The sequence below is a fragment of the Agrobacterium vacciniicorymbosi genome, from assembly GCF_040427045.1.
Lineage (GTDB): Bacteria > Pseudomonadota > Alphaproteobacteria > Rhizobiales > Rhizobiaceae > Agrobacterium.
The window spans coordinates 258153-274221 of sequence record NZ_JBETMF010000008.1 but is presented as its reverse complement, the minus strand read 5'-3'; the positions used below and the strand labels follow the sequence as shown (position 1 = coordinate 274221).

Genomic DNA, 16069 nt, shown 5'->3' with positions numbered 1-16069 from the left:
GACGCGGGAGAGTAGGTCGCTGCCAGGTCTGCAAAACGCAACTCATGACAATCAATATCTTCTCAACGCAAAAACAAGCGGCCAAAAGGCCAGTCAAAGGCCGCTCACAACGCGGCCTTTTGTGTTATAAAGCACAAAGACAAAAACAAAGTGGTGTACCGACTAAGGTGCGCCCCTTACAGGAGACAAATCCTAAAGGATTTGCTCCGAAATGGTCATGTCCCTCACAGGACAAACAACGGTATTTTGCCTTCGGCAAAAACCAGACCAGATACGCAAACCTAAACAGGTTTGCTCTGGCGCGATAAATCCCTACGGGATTTACGCTGGACGCGGGGTGGAGCAGCCCGGTAGCTCGTCAGGCTCATAACCTGAAGGCCGCAGGTTCAAATCCTGCCCCCGCAACCAAAAATCTTTCCCCAAAATCACCGAGAATAATAAGAATGAGCCGACCCAAACGGCAGCCTCCCCGCCCGTACGCCAAACATAACGCCTACCATGCGGATCACAGGCCGGCGATCCGAAATGCTCAGACGCAGTCCAACAACTCAACCTACCTCAGCTGCGCCTTCAAGCTAGCATCCGGAAAACAGGTCGGGGCTAACCCATTCCTAGACTGCCAATCCCCAAGCGACCGACGCGTCTTGAAACCAGCCAAGCCATCAGCCCTCCCGACGTCATAGCCCTTGCTCACAAGCGCTTGCTGCATCGTCAAAACATCTGATCGCAACATCGAGCCAAGGTCACCCCATGTGGCTTGGAACGAACCTGCGTTGTTCTCGGCACCAATTAATGTGCTCCAGCGGGAATCAAACTTTGCAGACAGCTGCTATTGCCGGTTACTTTGCTCATATGACATGAAAATATGTGCCGAACACGGCAACCCGACTGCCGTAGCCACCCTTACACCCATCAACCCTCCCGTGTCGCAGGAATAACAATGTCAACCCGCAAACCACCTGAGGGCGCGTTGCTGGCTGTTGCGCCGCCGCCGTGCCATTCGGCTGCGCGGCGGGTGATGGCTAGGCCTAGGCCGAAGCCGGAGCGGGTGGTGATGGTGGAGCTTTGGGAGAAGGGTTGGAAGATGGTTTCGAGTTCGGATTCTGGCACGCCCAGGCCTTCGTCCTGGATGGAGAGTGACAGATTGGTGCCTCTCACCTCTGATGTGACGAGCACCGATGTTCCGGTTTCGGTATATGCTATCGCATTGCGGATGACGTTTTCCAGCGCCCGGTAGATCAACTCCCCATTCACCGACGCGACGAATGTATCGACGCCCTGGTAGATGACTTTCACCTTGCGTGTCTGGCCTTCAAAACTGGCGTCTTCCACGATTTCGCGGACGAGGTCGATGAGATCGAGCGTTTGTCGTTCGAAGCGCGGGGTGCCGCGTTCGGAAAGTCTGGCCAGCGTCAAGATTTCGCCGACCAGTTCATCAAGTCGCTCCACTTCGCGGCCCATGCGCTCGATCATGGCCGTCAGTCGCGTCGGGTTTTGTTGCAGGACACCGATTGCGGCTTGTAGCCTCGACAGTGGCGAGCGAAGCTCGTGCGAGACGTCGTGAAACAGTTGCTGCTGCGTTTTCTGAAGCTCCTGCAAACGTGTGGCAGTGATGTCGAGATCGTGAGCAAGTGAGGTTATTTCATCGCGCTTGCTGCCGATTGTGTGGGCAATGCGAACGTCGAGCTGGCCATTTGCCAAAGCGCGAAGTCCGTACCGGAGCTGCTCGACAGGGCTGATGAAATAGCGAGCGAGCCAGTAGGCAGCAGCTGCGGCGGCGAGAAGGGCAGCCAGCCATGGCACCGTGCGCGGCCACGTTTTGGAAATCACACCCTGATCGGCGCCTGCAATCTCGATGCGATAGCAATTTCCGTCGCTTACGAGATCCGTTGTGAATTCATTGCCCGGAGTTGCTGCGCAGTTGGTGGATGGACCAACCCTATTGATACTGACGGTGATATCCTGATCGGCTTTCTTCATCGCCGCAATCAGCGCCATTGCTGCGTTCGGCCCGCTGGATTGCAAAAGCTGCGATGTCGTCTCCATCGCAAACATCTGTTTGCGATGACTGAGCTCTTCCTGGAAAGGCGATTGAAACAATGCGCTGATGGTAAATAGGAACGCGATGGAGCCAGCCATGGCAAGCCACACGACGGTGAAGAATTTCCAGAACAGGCGACGCATTTCTAGCCTTCCAGCAATTGATAGCCACGGCCTCTTACGGCCTGTATCCAGGGTTGTTCGTCTGCCCGGGTTCCCAGTTTTTGACGGATACTGCTGATATGCACGTCGATGCGCCGGTCGAAGGCGGTCAAAGGTTTGCCGAAGGCGCGAAGAGAAATTTCCTGCTTGGAAACGAGCTGACCCGCAGAGCGCGCAAGGACTTCGAGCAGGCTGAATTCCGTACCGGTCAGCTCCAGCGGCGTGCCGTGCCACTCGGCTGTGCGCTTGGAGGGATAAAGAACAAGATCGCCGGTTCTGATTTCTTCCACCGAACCATCGCGTTCGCTTCGGCCCGACCGGCGCAGAATGGCGCGTATGCGCGCCGCCAGCTCTCCCGGTGAGCAGGGCTTGGACACGTAATCATCGGCGCCTAGGTTGAGACCGGAGATACGATCGACATCATCGCCACGGGCCGTCAGCATCAGCACGGGCACATCGCTGACCTGCCGGATTTTGCGCAGAACCTCGATACCATTCATGCGCGGCATCATGATATCGAGAACGATGAGATCGGTTGATCGCGACAGGGCTTTGGAGACGCCGATCCTGCCGTCGGCAGTGGTTTCGACGGCAAAACCTTCCTCGGTCAGATATTCACCAAGAAGGTTGGTGAGTTCCGTATCGTCATCGATCAAAAGAACCTGGGTCATGGTGTAATCCATCGGGTACATGGACGACCTTTAAGGCTTACCATCTGCGAATACAGCAGTTTTACATAACTTTACGCATTCTTGACCGACATTAACATCGCGATCCCTAAAGTACGGCCTTGAGCTTTTCAGGCAGTCCGGATCCCATGCGCATTACGGTTTTTCATTCCTTTTCAGTTTTCGCCACGGTAGTTGTGCTCACCGGCTGCACAAGCCTCGGTGAGCTGAAGCCTGTGGCCTCCGTTGTCGCCGCCCATTGGCACGCCACCTTGCCCCATGGCGGTCGCTCCAGCGATCTACTGGCCTGGTGGGCGAGCTTCAAGGATGGTTCTCTGGATACATTGCTGAGAATGGCAGAGCAGGACAACCCGTCCATTCAGGAAGCGGTGGCCAATATCGACAAGGCGCGGGCGACGCTCGACAGCACCAAGGCTGGCCTTTTCCCGTCACTCGATGGCTCCGCATCCGCTTCGCGCGAAGGCAACAAGGGCGACGATCTCAACACGCTTCCGGCGGGGACGACCAAAAGCGGCGGTCTTGATGCGTCTTGGGAACTCGATCTTTTCGGAAAAACCAAGAAACAGGTGCAGGCCGCGGCGTCGAGAGCGCAGGGCAAGGTCTGGTCGTGGCATGATGCGCGCGTGTCTGTTGCCGCCGAAGTCGGTGATTATTATGTGCAATACCGGGCCTGCCGACAGCTGGAGCGGCTTTACAGCGACGAACTCGCCTCGCAGAAAGAAACGATCCGGGTGACGGAAAAATCCGCGCAGTCGGGCTTCACCTCGACAGCCGATCTTGCGCTTGCCCGCGCCAGTGCCGCATCGTCTTCGTCAAGCCTCACTTCCCAGCGCGGGGCTTGCGAAATCCTCCTAAAATCCATCGTTCAGTTGACGGGTGGTGACGAGGTCGCTGTCAGAAAGCTTCTCGACCACGGGCCGAGCCGCATTCCGCAACCGTCCCAGCTGCGCATCACTTCGGTGCCAGCAGAGGTCCTACGGCAACGGCCCGATATCAACCAGCTGGAAACCGAAGTTGTCGCGACGGTTGCGGATGTCAGTGCGGCCAAGGCGGACATGTATCCCAGCCTCAGCCTGAGCGGTTCGATTTCCATCAGCCAATCCACCGTTACCGGCAGATCGGTGCCATGGTCCTTCGGTCCGGCCCTGTCCATACCCTTGCTGGATGGGGGATCGAAGCGGGCGGCGGTCAGAAGCGCGGTTGCAGATTACGATGTCGCGGTGGCGAGCTACAAGGACGGTGTCCTTAGTGCGGTTTCCGAGGTCGAGACAGCGCTTGTGAATGTGAATACAGCGCTGAAACGCATCAACGATGCCAAGTCTGCCGCAGACAATTATCAGAGCTATTTCCGGTCCATCGATCAGAACTGGAGGTCCGGCGGTGCCAGCATTCTCGACCGTGAGGAGGCGCGCCGTTCTGCGCAGTCCGCCGCCATCAGCCTCATCGAAATCAGGCGCGATGCGGTCCAGTACTGGATTGCTCTCTACAAGGCCCTCGGAGGCGGCTGGGCTTCGCCAGCCAATGTCGCTGTTGCCTCGCTCAATGGAACACGCTGATGCAAAAATATGTCTTCATTCCTGCTGCGATTGCACTTGCACTCGCTTTTGCCCTGAGTACCGATGCGCGCGGTGAGGACAGTCAGCAGACGACCACCCGCGCGGCGGCGCTGAGCGTCAACGTGACCAAGCCGGAGGTCGCCTCTTGGTCCGTGACCATTCCTGCCAGTGGACGACTTGCGGCATGGCAGGAAGCTGTCATCTCGGCTGAAGTCAGCGGCCTGCGGATCACCGGCGTTAATGCAGATGTCGGTTCTGCCGTGAAGAAGGGCGACCTTCTCGTCCAATTCGACCCCAAGACATCGCAGGCCGAACTCGATCAACAAAAGGCTTCTGTCGACAAGGCTCAGGCAGAGCTTGATCAGGCGGTAGCCGACGCAGACCGCGCGCGCGGATTGACCGGATCCGGCGCGCTTTCGAACCAGCAGACGACGCAATATCTCATCACCGAGCGCACCGCCAAGGCGGAGCTTGCGTCTGCGCGCGCATCACTCGCCTCTGCGCAACTGACGCTGGACCGAACCAAGGTCTATGCCATTGATGACGGCGTGATTTCCAGCCGCTCTGCTTCCTTGGGCAAGGTCGTCAATGCCGGTGACGAGTTGTTCAAGCTGATCCGCCAGAACCGGGTGGAATGGAACGCGGAACTTCCGGTCAAACGTCTGGCAGACGTGAAGGAAGGGACGAAAACCGTCATCTCTACGCCTGCGGGCGATGTTCATGGTGAAGTGCGGTTAATATCGCCCACCTCGTCCACGGATAATGGGCGGGTGATTGTCTATGTCGCGCTGCATGCAGATGCCGGCATGCCGCAGCCCAAGACCGGTGTTCTCGTCAGTGGTCATTTCGAATTCGACCAGACCGACGCTCTCACGGTTCCCGCTTCGGCGGTGACGCTCAGAGACGGCTTTTCCTACATCTTCATCATGAACCCATCGCAGCAGGATACGGTCTTGCGAAAACGTGTCGATACCGGCCGACGGCAGGGGGATCGCGTTGAGATTCTCTCGGGCATAGACAAGGCGGATAGCATCGTCGCATCGGGCGGCGCATTTCTGGCGGATGGCTCAGTCGTGCGGGTCGTAGAGGCAGCCGAAGTTGCCGATGGGCAGGCTGCGAAATGAATTTCTCCTCCTGGTCCATTCGAAACCCGGTTCCGCCAATCCTGCTTTTTGCACTTTTGACCGCCTGCGGTCTCTGGGCGTTCAACCGCCTCGATGTGCAGAATTTCCCCGATATGGATTTGCCGACCATCGAGATTTCTGCCTCGCTGGATGGTGCCGCGGCATCCCAGCTGGAAACGGAAGTTGCGCGCAAAATCGAAGATGAGCTGACGGGTTTGACGCAGCTCGATTCGGTTACGACGACAATCACCGATGGTTCGGTCAGCATCTCCGTGGCCTTCAAGGTCGGCAAGGACACGCAGGTCGCGCTGGATGAGGTCAAAAGCGCCGTTGATCAGGCTCAACCCGATCTGCCGCAGGATATGAACGCGCCGACCGTTTCGAAACAGTCGCTCAACTCGTCGCCGCTCATTACCTATGTGGTTCATTCCGACAAGCTGGATGATGCGGAACTGTCATGGTTCATCGATAACGACATGTCGCGCGCTTTGATGGCCGTGGATGGCGTTGGAGAAGTCGGCAGGCTGGGCGGTGTCGATAGAGAGATCAGGGTGGCACTGAACGCCGATCTGCTGGATGGTCTGGGTCTGACGGCCAATGACGTCAACAGCCAGGTTGAGGCGGTGCAGTCCGATCTCTCGGGCGGCAAGGGGCGCATTGGCGGCGAAAGCCAGTCGGTTCGCACGCTGGCGGCTGCCAAAAGTGCGGATGAGATACGCGCGCTGCCCATTCCGCTGTCGAAGGGAAGCTGGGTCCGGCTGGACGAGGTCGCCACGGTGACCGATACCCACAGCGACCTGACATCGCTGGCCTATCTCAATGGCAAACCGGTGATTGCTGCGCAAATCAAGCGCTCCAAGGGATATTCCGATACTGCCGTGACAGACCGCGTTCGCGAGGCGATCAAAACATTCGCCGCCGCCAATCCGCAGGTGACGATCGAGGAGGCCTATAACACCATCGTGCCGACGGAGCAGAATTACGAATCCTCGATGCACATGGTCTATGAGGGGGCGATCATTGCCATTCTGGTGGTCTGGCTGTTCCTTCGCGATTGGCGCGCGACGCTTCTCGCCGCCGTGGCCCTGCCACTGTCCATCATTCCCACCTTTCTCGTCATGTATCTGCTCGGCTACAGCCTCAACACGATCACGCTTCTGGCGCTTTCGCTGGTGGTGGGCATTCTCGTGGACGATGCCATCGTTGAAATCGAGAATATCGAGCGACATCTCAATATGGGCAAAAGCCCCTATGATGCGGCCATGGAGGCGGCGGATGAGATCGGCCTTGCGGTCATTGCCACTACCTTCACTTTGGTCGCCGTATTTTTGCCCACCGCTTTCATGGGCGGCATCCCCGGCATCATCTTCAAGCAATTCGGTATCACGGCCTCCGTCGCCGTTCTCGCATCTCTTCTGGTTGCACGTCTGGTGACGCCGATGATGGCGGCCTATCTGATGAAGGCGACCGGCAAGGCCCATGATGAGGATGGCCATATCATGCAGGCCTATCTCTGGCTTGTGAAAGGCGCACTGAAACGTCGCTGGCTACCCGTGCTAGGCACTGCGGCTTTCATGGGCTTTACGGTTTTGCTGTTGAGCCATCTTTCGACGGGCTTTTTCCCGGCATCCGATAATGCACAAACGCAGGTGACGCTTACCACGCCATCAGGATCGACCATCGAATCGACGGATGAAGCCGCGCAAAAGGCCTCCAGTATCATTGCAGGTGTGGAGCATGTGACCTCTGTGTTTCAGGCAACCGGCACGGCATCGACCGGCGGCATGAACAGCACGTCCACGACCAACACGGACAGCGCCACCATCGTCGTCAACCTGACACCCATCGATGATCGCGATATCAAACAATCCCAGATCGAAGCGGATTTGCGCAAAGCTTTGGAACAGCTGCCCGGCGTGCGCATCGAGATCGGCTCAGGTGGCAACGGCACTCAGCTGACGCTAACGCTTGCGGGCGACGATTCCGATCTTCTGGAAAAGGCGGCCTCCAGCCTTGAGGCCGATCTGCGCACCCTGCAAGGCATCGGCAATGTCACGTCGTCAGCCGCAATGCAGGCGCCGGAAATTACCATCAAGCCTGATCTGGCAGAGGCGGCCTCTTTGGGGGTAACGTCCAAAGCCATTGCCGAGGCCGTGCGTGTCGCAACGTCTGGCGCCTATGATGAGGCGCTTTCCAAGCTCAATCTGCCGGAGCGTCAGGTGCCGGTTCGCGTCATGCTGGATACGGTCAATCGTCGGTCGCTGGATGCGATCTCGCTGATCCCCGTGGAGGGCAGGGACGGCAACGTCGCGCTCGGTGCGATTGCCGATATCACCATGGGTTCCAGTCCAAGCGAAATCGACCGGCTGGACCGCTCGCGCAATGTCTCGCTTACCGTCGAACTCAATGGCAGAAGTCTTTCGGAAGTCCTGGCAGAGGCTAAAAAGCTGCCGAGCTACCAGAACCTGCCGCAGGGTGTGAAATTTGTCGAACAGGGCGAATTGAAACGGCAGAGCGAACTGTTCAGCAGTTTCGGCCTGGCCATGGCCATCGGCATTTTCTGCGTCTATGCCGTGCTGGTCCTGCTCTTCCACGATTTCCTTCAGCCGGTCACCATCCTCATGGCCCTGCCGCTCGCCTTCGGCGGTGCCATGCTGCCTCTGGTGCTGGGGGGAATGAGCTTCTCCATGCCAGCGGTCATCGGCCTGCTGCTGCTGATGGGTATCGTCTCGAAGAACTCCATTCTTCTCGTGGAGTATGCGATTGAGGCGCGCAGAGGCGGCATGTCCCGCTACGATGCGTTGATCGACGCTTGCCACAAGCGGGCAAGACCCATCGTCATGACCACCATCGCCATGGCCGGCGGCATGCTCCCCGCCGCCCTCAGCCTCGTCTCCGGCGACCCCAGCTTCCGCCAACCCATGGGCGTCGTCGTCATCGGCGGCCTGATCACGTCCACCTTCCTCAGCCTTCTCATCATTCCTGTGGTGTTTACGTTCCTGGATGATGTGTTGATTTGGGTGAAGGGGCGTATCGGCCACTCCACCCACCATCACGCCTCGGATAAAAACGTCGCGATGACTTCCAGAAATGCCGGGCCGTAACGGTCCAGTTTGGCATCGCCGACGCCGGGGACTTTGGCCATTTCGGCGCGGGAGGTGGGTTTGGCACCGGCGAGCTCGATCAAGGTCTTGTCATGGAAAATGACATAGGGCGGCAGGTTTTGGGTGCGGGCGATTTCCATTCGGCGTTCGCGTAATGCCTGGAACAGTGCGGCGTCCTCGTCTGGGAGGCTGATGGCGGGTCTTCCACCAGCATTGCGATCACGGCTTGTTTTGCGTGGCGCCTGAGGCTTTCGCAGCATCAGGCTTGGCTTTTCGCGCAGGAACTGCCGCCCTGTGTCCGAGATCGAAAGACCGCCGTGTCCTTCGAGATCAACCTCGATCAGGCGAGATGCGATGAGCTGGCGCAGGATGGCGCGCCATGTGCGGTTATCGTGTTCCTTGCCGATGCCATAGGTGGTGATCTGGTCGTGGCCGAAGCGGGTGATGCGTTCGTCTTCTGCGCCTAACAAAACGCTGATGATATAGGCTTGGCCGAAGCGTTCGCCCGTTCGATAGATGCAAGACAGGATTTTCTGGGCGGCGATGGTGCCGTCGAAGAGTTCCGGTGGCTCAGCGCAGGTATCGCAATTGCCGCAAGGGTCGCAACTGTCACCGAAGTAGGAGAGCAGGGCCTGTCTGCGGCATCCTGCCGTTTCGGCCAGACCCAGCAATGCATCCAGCTTTTGCCGTTCCATATGTTTGCGCTGATCAGGGGCATCCGAGGTTTCGATGAAGCGGTTGCGCAGTGCGATGTCTTCTGAACCGTAGAGCATCAGCACATCGGAGGGCAGGCCATCACGCCCGGCGCGGCCCGTTTCCTGATAATAGGCTTCGATGCTGCTGGGCAGATCGATGTGGACGACGAAGCGGACGTCTGGCTTGTCGATGCCCATGCCGAAAGCAATGGTGGCGACCATGATGATGGCTTCGCCATGCTGAAAGCGGGTCTGGTTTTTCTCGCGCTGTTCGCGCTCCATTCCTGCGTGGTAAGACAGCGCGTCATAACCTTCGGAGCGCAGCCATTCTGCCGTTTCCTCGGTCTTTCGTTTGGACAGGCAATAGATGATGCCGCTTTCATCCTGATGGTCCCTCAGGAAGCGTTTGACCTGGGCGCGCGGATTGTCCTTTTCCATGATGGCATAGCGAATATTGGGGCGGTCAAAACCGGCGATGAAGGCATCGCTGCTTTCAATCCGCATATGCTCCAATATTTCCGCCCGCGTCGGCTCGTCTGCCGTCGCCGTCAGCGCCATGCGCGGCGTATCGGGAAAGCGCTCGATCAACATGTCGAGTTGGCGGTAGGGAGGACGGAAGTCGTGGCCCCATTGCGACAGGCAGTGCGCCTCATCGATGGCGATGAGTGACAGGGGGACATTCTCCAGCGAATCCAGCACATCCGGCTTCAGCAGGGTTTCTGGCGCGGCATAGAGAAGGCTGACTTTGCCGGCGCGAATATCGGCCCATAATGCGCGGCGCTCGTCTGGCAAAAGATTGGAGTTGAGTGCTTCGGCTCTCACGCCCGCCTGACGCAGGGCGGCAACCTGATCGACCATCAGTGCAATCAGCGGCGAGACGACGAGGCCCATGCCGGGGCGGGAGAGGGCGGGAATCTGATAGCAGAGCGACTTTCCACCGCCCGTGGGCATTAGAACGAAAGCGTTGTTGCCTGCGATGACGTGCTCAACGATATCGGCCTGCTGTCCGCGGAATGTATCGTAGCCGTAGATGGTCTTCAGAATATGGAATGGATCGGTATTCAAGGGCATCTTCTTCGAGATTCGGTTGCCCGGCACCTCATTCCATATTCATGATAATCACAACCCCTTTAGAGCGTGAAACACAGGCAATCACTCCGCTGCGGTCTTGATGCAGCCCTCGATGATCCCTCGGATTTCAACGCGGCAAGAGCCGCAATTGGTACCCGCGCTCAAGGTCTTGCCGATGGCTTCGACGGTGTGGCAGCCCTCGCGGATGGCGGCGGTGATCTGGTTGACGCCGACATTGAAGCAGGAGCAGACGGTGGCGCCGGGGTCTGCCTTGCCCGCCCCCGGGCGACCGGCAACAAGGGCAAAGCGCGTGCGCAAATCCTCGTGCCGGGAGGAGAGTTGGGAAATTGCCCAGTTGCGGGCGACGGCAACGGGCTTGTCGGCAATGAACAGGGCGGCCAGCAATGTCTCGCCATCGAAGAAGGCGAGGCGGACCTGATTTGTGCTGTTATCGGCATAGCCGATGGGTTCGATGCTGACATCGATGCCGAAGACGCTACGTGCCCAGCGGCTCCAGTCTTCGGGTATCTCATCGAACGCCATCTCCAGACGATAGCCGCCGTCGGCTTTTGCCAGCGCCCAATAGGCGCAATCGAGACCCTGCGGTTTGGCCTGCGTTACCGCGAAGGCATAGGCTTTCGCCTGAAAACGGCGCGCGGTGACGGCGATGTTTTTCGATGCCGGTTGGCCAGAGAATGGGTCGGTCACCGGTGGCACAAGCCTGTCGACGCGGGCATTGGCGGCGAACTGGTCGTTCCAGTGCATCGGCACGAAGATATTGCCGCGCGCCTGCCGTTCCGTGACCAGCGCCCTCACGATGATCTTGCCGAGCTGGCTTTCGATTTCAACCAGATCGGCGCTGTCGATACCTGCCTCCATCGCATCGCGCGGGTGCAGTTCAACGAAGGGTTCTGCGAGGTGAGATGAGAGGCGCGCACTTCTGCCGGTGCGTGTCATGGTGTGCCATTGGTCTCGAATGCGGCCCGTGTTGAGCGTCAGCGGGTAGGCTGCATCGATGCGGGATGTTTGCGGCAGGGCGGTGCTGATGAAACGGGCCTTGCCATCGGCATGATAGAATTTTCCGTCTGCAAAGAAGCGGGTTGTTTCGCGGTGTTCAGAGGCGGGTTGCGGCCAGTTGAACGAAGACAGGCGGTCATAGGCTGGCTTTGTCAGCGTAGAATATGCTCCGATATCGAAATCACGCGACCCGTTATTCTCGAATGCGGAGAGATCGGCATGTTCCGTGAAGATATCAGCTGGGCCGGTGTAATCGAACGCCTCGGCAAACCCCATGCGCTGACCAACCTGCGCCAGTTGCCACCAGTCTGCTTTGGCGTCTCCCGGTGCGGGCAGATAGCCGCGCTGGCGGGAAATGCGGCGCTCGGAATTGGTGACGGTTCCGTCCTTTTCGCCCCAACCCCGCGAGGGCAGGAGGACATGGGCGTATTTGGCGGTGTCGGTGGTTGCGAACATGTCGGAGACGACGACAAAGGGGCAGGCTTTCAATGCGGCTTCGACAGCGCTGGCATCCGGCATCGAAACCACTGGGTTGGTCGCCATGATCCACAACGCCTTGATCCGTCCATCGGCCACGGCCTGAAACAGATCGACGGCTTTGAGGCCCGGCTTTTGGGCGATAGTTGGTGCGTTCCAGAAGCGCTGGACGCGGTCGCGGTCATCGGCATTTTCGATGGCCATATGGGCGGCGAGCATGTTGGCGAGGCCACCCACTTCGCGGCCGCCCATGGCGTTGGGCTGGCCGGTCAGTGAAAACGGTCCCATGCCGGGCCTGCCGATCCGACCGGTTGCAAGGTGACAATTGATGATGGCGTTGACCTTGTCCGTGCCGCTGGCCGATTGGTTGACGCCCTGGCTGTAGCAGGTGACGGTCTTTTCCGTGCGCTCATAGAGTTCGTAGAACTGGAGCAGTTCGGCAATGGTCAGTCCAGTCGCTTCTGCAATTTCGGGAAGGCTGGATTCTCCAGCGGATTGGACGGCGGCATCGAAGCCGTTCGTGAAGCTCTCAACATAGGTTCGGTCGATGGCGGGGCTGTTGGCGAGATGGGCCAAAAGGCCGGTGAACAGTGCCACATCGCCATCCGGGCGGATAGCCAGATGCATGTCGGCAATGTCGCAGGTCATGGTCCGGCGCGGGTCAATGACGACAATGCGCATATCCGGGCGCTCTGCCTTGGCGGCGGCGAGCCGCTGGTAGATGACCGGGTGGCACCATGCCAGATTGGAGCCGGTGAGAATGACGAGATCAGCCTCGAAAATATCCTCGTAGAGACCGGGCACCGTATCCGATCCGAAAGCCCGGCGGTGGCCGGCGACGGAGGAGGACATGCACAGGCGCGAATTCGTATCGATATTGGCCGAACCGATGAAGCCCTTCATCAGCTTGTTGGCGACGTAATAGTCTTCCGTCAGCAATTGGCCGGAGACGTAGAAGGCGACCGAGTCAGGTCCATGTTCGGCAATGGCTTCCGAAAATTTCGAGGCCACGAGGTCAAGCGCATCGTCCCACCCAACCCTGGCACCATCCACCTGCGGATAAAGCAGACGTCCGTCGAGATCGATGGTTTCGGCCAGCGCCGAGCCCTTGGAACAGAGCCGTCCCAGATTGGCGGGGTGATCGGGATCGCCTTTGACGGAGACAGAGCCATCGTCTTCGATCTTCGCAATCACGCCGCAGCCGACGCCGCAATAGGGACAGGTGGTCTTGACCTCTTGTGCCATGCTCACTCCGCCGCGATCATGAGGCTTTCAATTGCTATCGACAGCTTGCCGTCCACATTGCGAACCGGAATGGTGCGCACCGCGCCTTCATCCGCGCCCAGCGCTTTGCCTGTTTCTAGCGAAATCACCCAGTTGTGCAGCGGGCATGTGACCGATGCGCCGTGGACGATGCCTTGGCTCAACGGTCCGCCCTTGTGCGGGCAATGGTCTTCGATGGCATAGACATCGTTGTCCGCCGTGCGGAACACGGCGATCTTGCCCGATGGCGTTTTCACGCAGCGTGCGCCGCGCAGAGGAATGTCCGAGATATCGCCGATATCGACCCAGTTCATTGCGTTCATCCTGTCCTTGTCGATGATGTCTACGGGTGGGCGGAAACTCCTCTTTCCGCCCACCCGACTGCCAACGCGTCCGTCACGCCTTGCGGCGGTCGGTCACTCTGCGGCTTGATTGAAGCCGATGGTCGCCATCGGTTTGAACTCGTGCTTATGTTCGCCTGAGACGCGCTCCGACCAGGGATCGACCTGCGCGAATTTCTGGCTGAAGACGAAGCGCTCGAAATAGGCCTTGCGCTTTTCGGCATCACCCATGATCTGGCGGCGAACCTCGTCGTAGCCGATGCGCTTGGCCCATTTGTAGATGCGCTCCAGGTAACGGCCCTGTTCGCGGTACATCTGCGTCAGCGCCACGATATGCTCCAGCGCCTCGTCCTCGGTTTTGACGAGGCCGAGAACTTCCGTGCCCTTGATGTCGAGACCGGCGGCACCGGCGAAGTGGATTTCATAACCGCTGTCGACGCAGATGACGCCAATATCCTTGCAGGTGGCTTCGGCGCAGTTGCGCGGACAGCCTGATACTGCCAGCTTCAGCTTGGCCGGTGTCCAGGAACCCCACATGAACTTCTCGACGCGAATGCCAAAGCCGGTCGAATCCTGCGTGCCGAAGCGGCACCAGTCTGAACCGACGCAGGTTTTTACGGTGCGAAGACCCTTGGCGTACGCTTGACCGGAGATGAAACCGGCCTTGCCGAGATCGGCCCAGACGGCAGGCAGGTCTTCCTTTTCGATGCCCAGCAAGTCGATGCGCTGGCCGCCGGTGACCTTCACCATGGGTATCTCGAACTTATCGACAACATCGGCAATGGCGCGCAATTCGTTGGCATTGGTCACGCCGCCCCACATGCGCGGCACGACGGAATAGGTGCCGTCTTTCTGGATATTGGCGTGAACACGCTCGTTGATGTAGCGCGACTGGTAGTCGTCGGCATATTCATCCGGCCAGTCGGAAACGAGGTAGTAGTTCAGTGCCGGGCGGCATTTGGCGCAGCCGCAGGAGGTCTTCCATTCCAGTTCCTGCATCACGGCGGGAATGGTTTTCAGACCCTTGGCCTTGATCAGACGACGCACGTCATCATGTCCAAGCTCCGTGCAGGTGCACATGGGTTGAACGGCAGCCGGGTTATAGCTTTCGCCCAGCGTCAGTTTCATGACCTGTTCGACAAGGCCGGTGCAGGACCCGCACGAGGCCGAAGCCTTAGTGTGGGCGCGCACATCGTCCAGCGATGTCAGTCCCTTGCCGGTGATGGTCGAGGTGATCTTGCCCTTGCAAACGCCGTTACAGCCACAGATTTCCGCATCATCCGGCAAGGCTGCAACGGCCGCCATAGGGTCCAATGGGGACCCTCCCTGATAGGCTTGGCCGAAAATGAGTGTGTCGCGCATCTCCGAAATATCGGTCGCTTTTTTCTTCAGGTCGTTGAACCACGCCCCATCGGAAGTTTCGCCATAAAGAACGGTGCCGATAATGCGATTGTCTTTGAGGATCACGCGCTTGTAGACGCCTGCGGTGGCATCGCGCAGCACGATTTCCTCACGGTCATCGCCATCGGCAAAGTCACCGATGGAGAAGAGATTTATGCCGGTGACCTTGAGCTTCGTCGGCGTATCCGCATGCACGAAGGCCGGCGTGGTGTCGCCCGCCAGATGCGAGGCGGCAACCCGTGCCATTTCGTAAAGCGGGGCGACGAGGCCATAGACCATGCCATCCACTTCGGCGCATTCGCCGACAGAGAGGATGTCGCCATCCGACGTCTGCATGCCCGCATCCACGACGATGCCGCGATTGACGGCAAGACCTGCGTCTTTGGCCAGACCCGCATTGGGCCTGATGCCAACCGCCATCACCACCAGAGTGGCCGGAATGATCGTGCCATTGTCGAGCTCGATGCCCTCGACCTTGTCGGTGCCGACAATCTGCTTGGTATTGGCCTTGGTGATGACCTTGATGCCGCGATCTTCCATCGCTTTTTGCAGCAGGTAGCCTGCTGCCGGGTCGAGCTGACGCTCCATCAGTGTGGGCATTACATGTAGGACGGTCACGTCCATGCCGCGCATGGAAAGACCGGCGGCGGCTTCCAGCCCCAGCAATCCACCGCCGATAACGACAGCCTTTGCGCGGGATTGCGCGGCGAGTAGCATGGCGTCGACATCATCCAGATCTCGATAGGTGATGACGCCGGGCAAATCCTTGCCGGGAACGGGGATGATGAAGGGAACGGAGCCGGTGGCGATGACCAGCTTGTCGTAGCTTTCCGTCACGCCATGGTCGGATGTAACGGTCTTCGCCGCACGGTCGATGTTGACGATCCGGTGCCCCTTATAGAGCGTGATGCCGTGCTGGATATACCAGCCATCGCCATGGATGATGATGTCCTCATAGGACTTCTCACCCGACAGCACCGGCGAGAGCATGATGCGATCGTAATTGACGCGGGGCTCGGCATTGAAAATCGTGACCTGATATCGATCAGGTGCTTTCTCGAAGAGTTCTTCCAGCATGCGCCCGGGAGCCATGCCGTTTCCGATGATGACAAGTTTTTCTGTCATAGGC

General features: G+C 58.8%; 10 protein-coding genes, 1 tRNA gene and 1 pseudogene. 5 read left to right on the top strand and 7 right to left on the bottom strand.

Annotated features, from left to right (window positions below):
* Together ABUK73_RS14890 and ABUK73_RS14885 are read left to right on the top strand one after the other, a co-directional pair.
* Positions 1-308 (top strand): hypothetical protein (locus ABUK73_RS14890; RefSeq protein WP_353577952.1); only part of this gene is annotated, 308 nt, incomplete at its 5' end.
* A gap of 23 nt (positions 309-331) precedes the next feature.
* Positions 332-408, top strand: a tRNA-Met gene (locus ABUK73_RS14885).
* A gap of 145 nt (positions 409-553) precedes the next feature.
* Here ABUK73_RS14885 and ABUK73_RS14880 read toward each other — a convergent pair.
* From ABUK73_RS14880 to ABUK73_RS14870, 3 genes and pseudogenes are all read right to left on the bottom strand, one after another.
* Positions 554-769 (bottom strand): annotated as a pseudogene (locus ABUK73_RS14880) (peptidoglycan-binding domain-containing protein); the annotation flags it as partial.
* Positions 770-912: 143 nt separating this feature from the next.
* Positions 913-2184: a HAMP domain-containing sensor histidine kinase gene (locus ABUK73_RS14875; protein WP_353577951.1), complete on the bottom strand. Its 1272-nt coding sequence runs from the start codon at positions 2182-2184 to the stop codon at positions 913-915.
* A 2-nt stretch (positions 2185-2186) separates the two neighbouring features.
* Complete coding sequence (locus ABUK73_RS14870) at positions 2187-2873, bottom strand: response regulator (RefSeq protein WP_353577950.1); 687 nt, start codon at positions 2871-2873, stop codon at positions 2187-2189.
* A 146-nt stretch (positions 2874-3019) separates the two neighbouring features.
* Here ABUK73_RS14870 and ABUK73_RS14865 point away from each other — a divergent pair, with 146 nt between their 5' ends.
* Genes ABUK73_RS14865 through ABUK73_RS14855 form a run of 3 tightly spaced genes read left to right on the top strand, consistent with a single transcriptional unit; the run spans position 3020 to position 8675 of the window.
* Entirely contained in the window at positions 3020-4447 is a 1428-nt protein-coding gene (locus ABUK73_RS14865; protein WP_353577949.1) for an efflux transporter outer membrane subunit, read from the top strand.
* Positions 4447-5571: an efflux RND transporter periplasmic adaptor subunit gene (locus ABUK73_RS14860; RefSeq protein ID WP_353577948.1), complete on the top strand. Its 1125-nt coding sequence runs from the start codon at positions 4447-4449 to the stop codon at positions 5569-5571. The genes ABUK73_RS14865 and ABUK73_RS14860 overlap by 1 nt, the downstream gene beginning before the upstream one ends.
* The gene (locus tag ABUK73_RS14855; RefSeq protein ID WP_353577947.1) at positions 5568-8675 is read left to right on the top strand and encodes an efflux RND transporter permease subunit; all 3108 of its coding nucleotides are present in this window, start codon (positions 5568-5570) and stop codon (positions 8673-8675) included. Before ABUK73_RS14860 ends, ABUK73_RS14855 begins: the two co-directional genes overlap by 4 nt.
* Here ABUK73_RS14855 and recQ read toward each other — a convergent pair.
* From recQ to nirB, 4 genes are all read right to left on the bottom strand, one after another.
* Complete coding sequence (gene recQ, locus ABUK73_RS14850) at positions 8624-10435, bottom strand: DNA helicase RecQ (RefSeq protein ID WP_353577946.1); 1812 nt, start codon at positions 10433-10435, stop codon at positions 8624-8626. The genes ABUK73_RS14855 and recQ overlap by 52 nt on opposite strands.
* A gap of 87 nt (positions 10436-10522) precedes the next feature.
* Complete coding sequence (locus tag ABUK73_RS14845) at positions 10523-13180, bottom strand: nitrate reductase (RefSeq protein ID WP_353577945.1); 2658 nt, start codon at positions 13178-13180, stop codon at positions 10523-10525.
* A gap of 2 nt (positions 13181-13182) precedes the next feature.
* A complete protein-coding gene (nirD, locus tag ABUK73_RS14840) occupies positions 13183-13512 on the bottom strand; it encodes a nitrite reductase small subunit NirD (protein ID WP_062452276.1) in 330 nt (109 codons plus the stop codon).
* Positions 13513-13614: 102 nt separating this feature from the next.
* Positions 13615-16065 (bottom strand): nitrite reductase large subunit NirB, encoded by a 2451-nt coding sequence (gene nirB, locus ABUK73_RS14835; RefSeq protein ID WP_353577944.1) that lies wholly within the window; start codon positions 16063-16065, stop codon positions 13615-13617.
* Positions 16066-16069: the final 4 nt, after the last annotated feature.

Excerpts from the sequence above, each read along its gene's own strand:
- ABUK73_RS14875 (WP_353577951.1), bottom strand. The coding sequence starts at position 2,184 with ATGCGTCGCCTGTTCTGGAAATTCTTCACCGTCGTGTGGCTTGCCATG.
- ABUK73_RS14870 (WP_353577950.1), bottom strand. The coding sequence starts at position 2,873 with ATGACCCAGGTTCTTTTGATCGATGACGATACGGAACTCACCAACCTT.
- ABUK73_RS14865 (WP_353577949.1), top strand. The coding sequence starts at position 3,020 with ATGCGCATTACGGTTTTTCATTCCTTTTCAGTTTTCGCCACGGTAGTT.
- ABUK73_RS14860 (WP_353577948.1), top strand. The coding sequence starts at position 4,447 with ATGCAAAAATATGTCTTCATTCCTGCTGCGATTGCACTTGCACTCGCT.
- ABUK73_RS14855 (WP_353577947.1), top strand. The coding sequence starts at position 5,568 with ATGAATTTCTCCTCCTGGTCCATTCGAAACCCGGTTCCGCCAATCCTG.
- ABUK73_RS14845 (WP_353577945.1), bottom strand. The coding sequence starts at position 13,180 with ATGGCACAAGAGGTCAAGACCACCTGTCCCTATTGCGGCGTCGGCTGC.
- nirD (WP_062452276.1), bottom strand. The coding sequence starts at position 13,512 with ATGAACTGGGTCGATATCGGCGATATCTCGGACATTCCTCTGCGCGGC.
- nirB (WP_353577944.1), bottom strand. The coding sequence starts at position 16,065 with ATGACAGAAAAACTTGTCATCATCGGAAACGGCATGGCTCCCGGGCGC.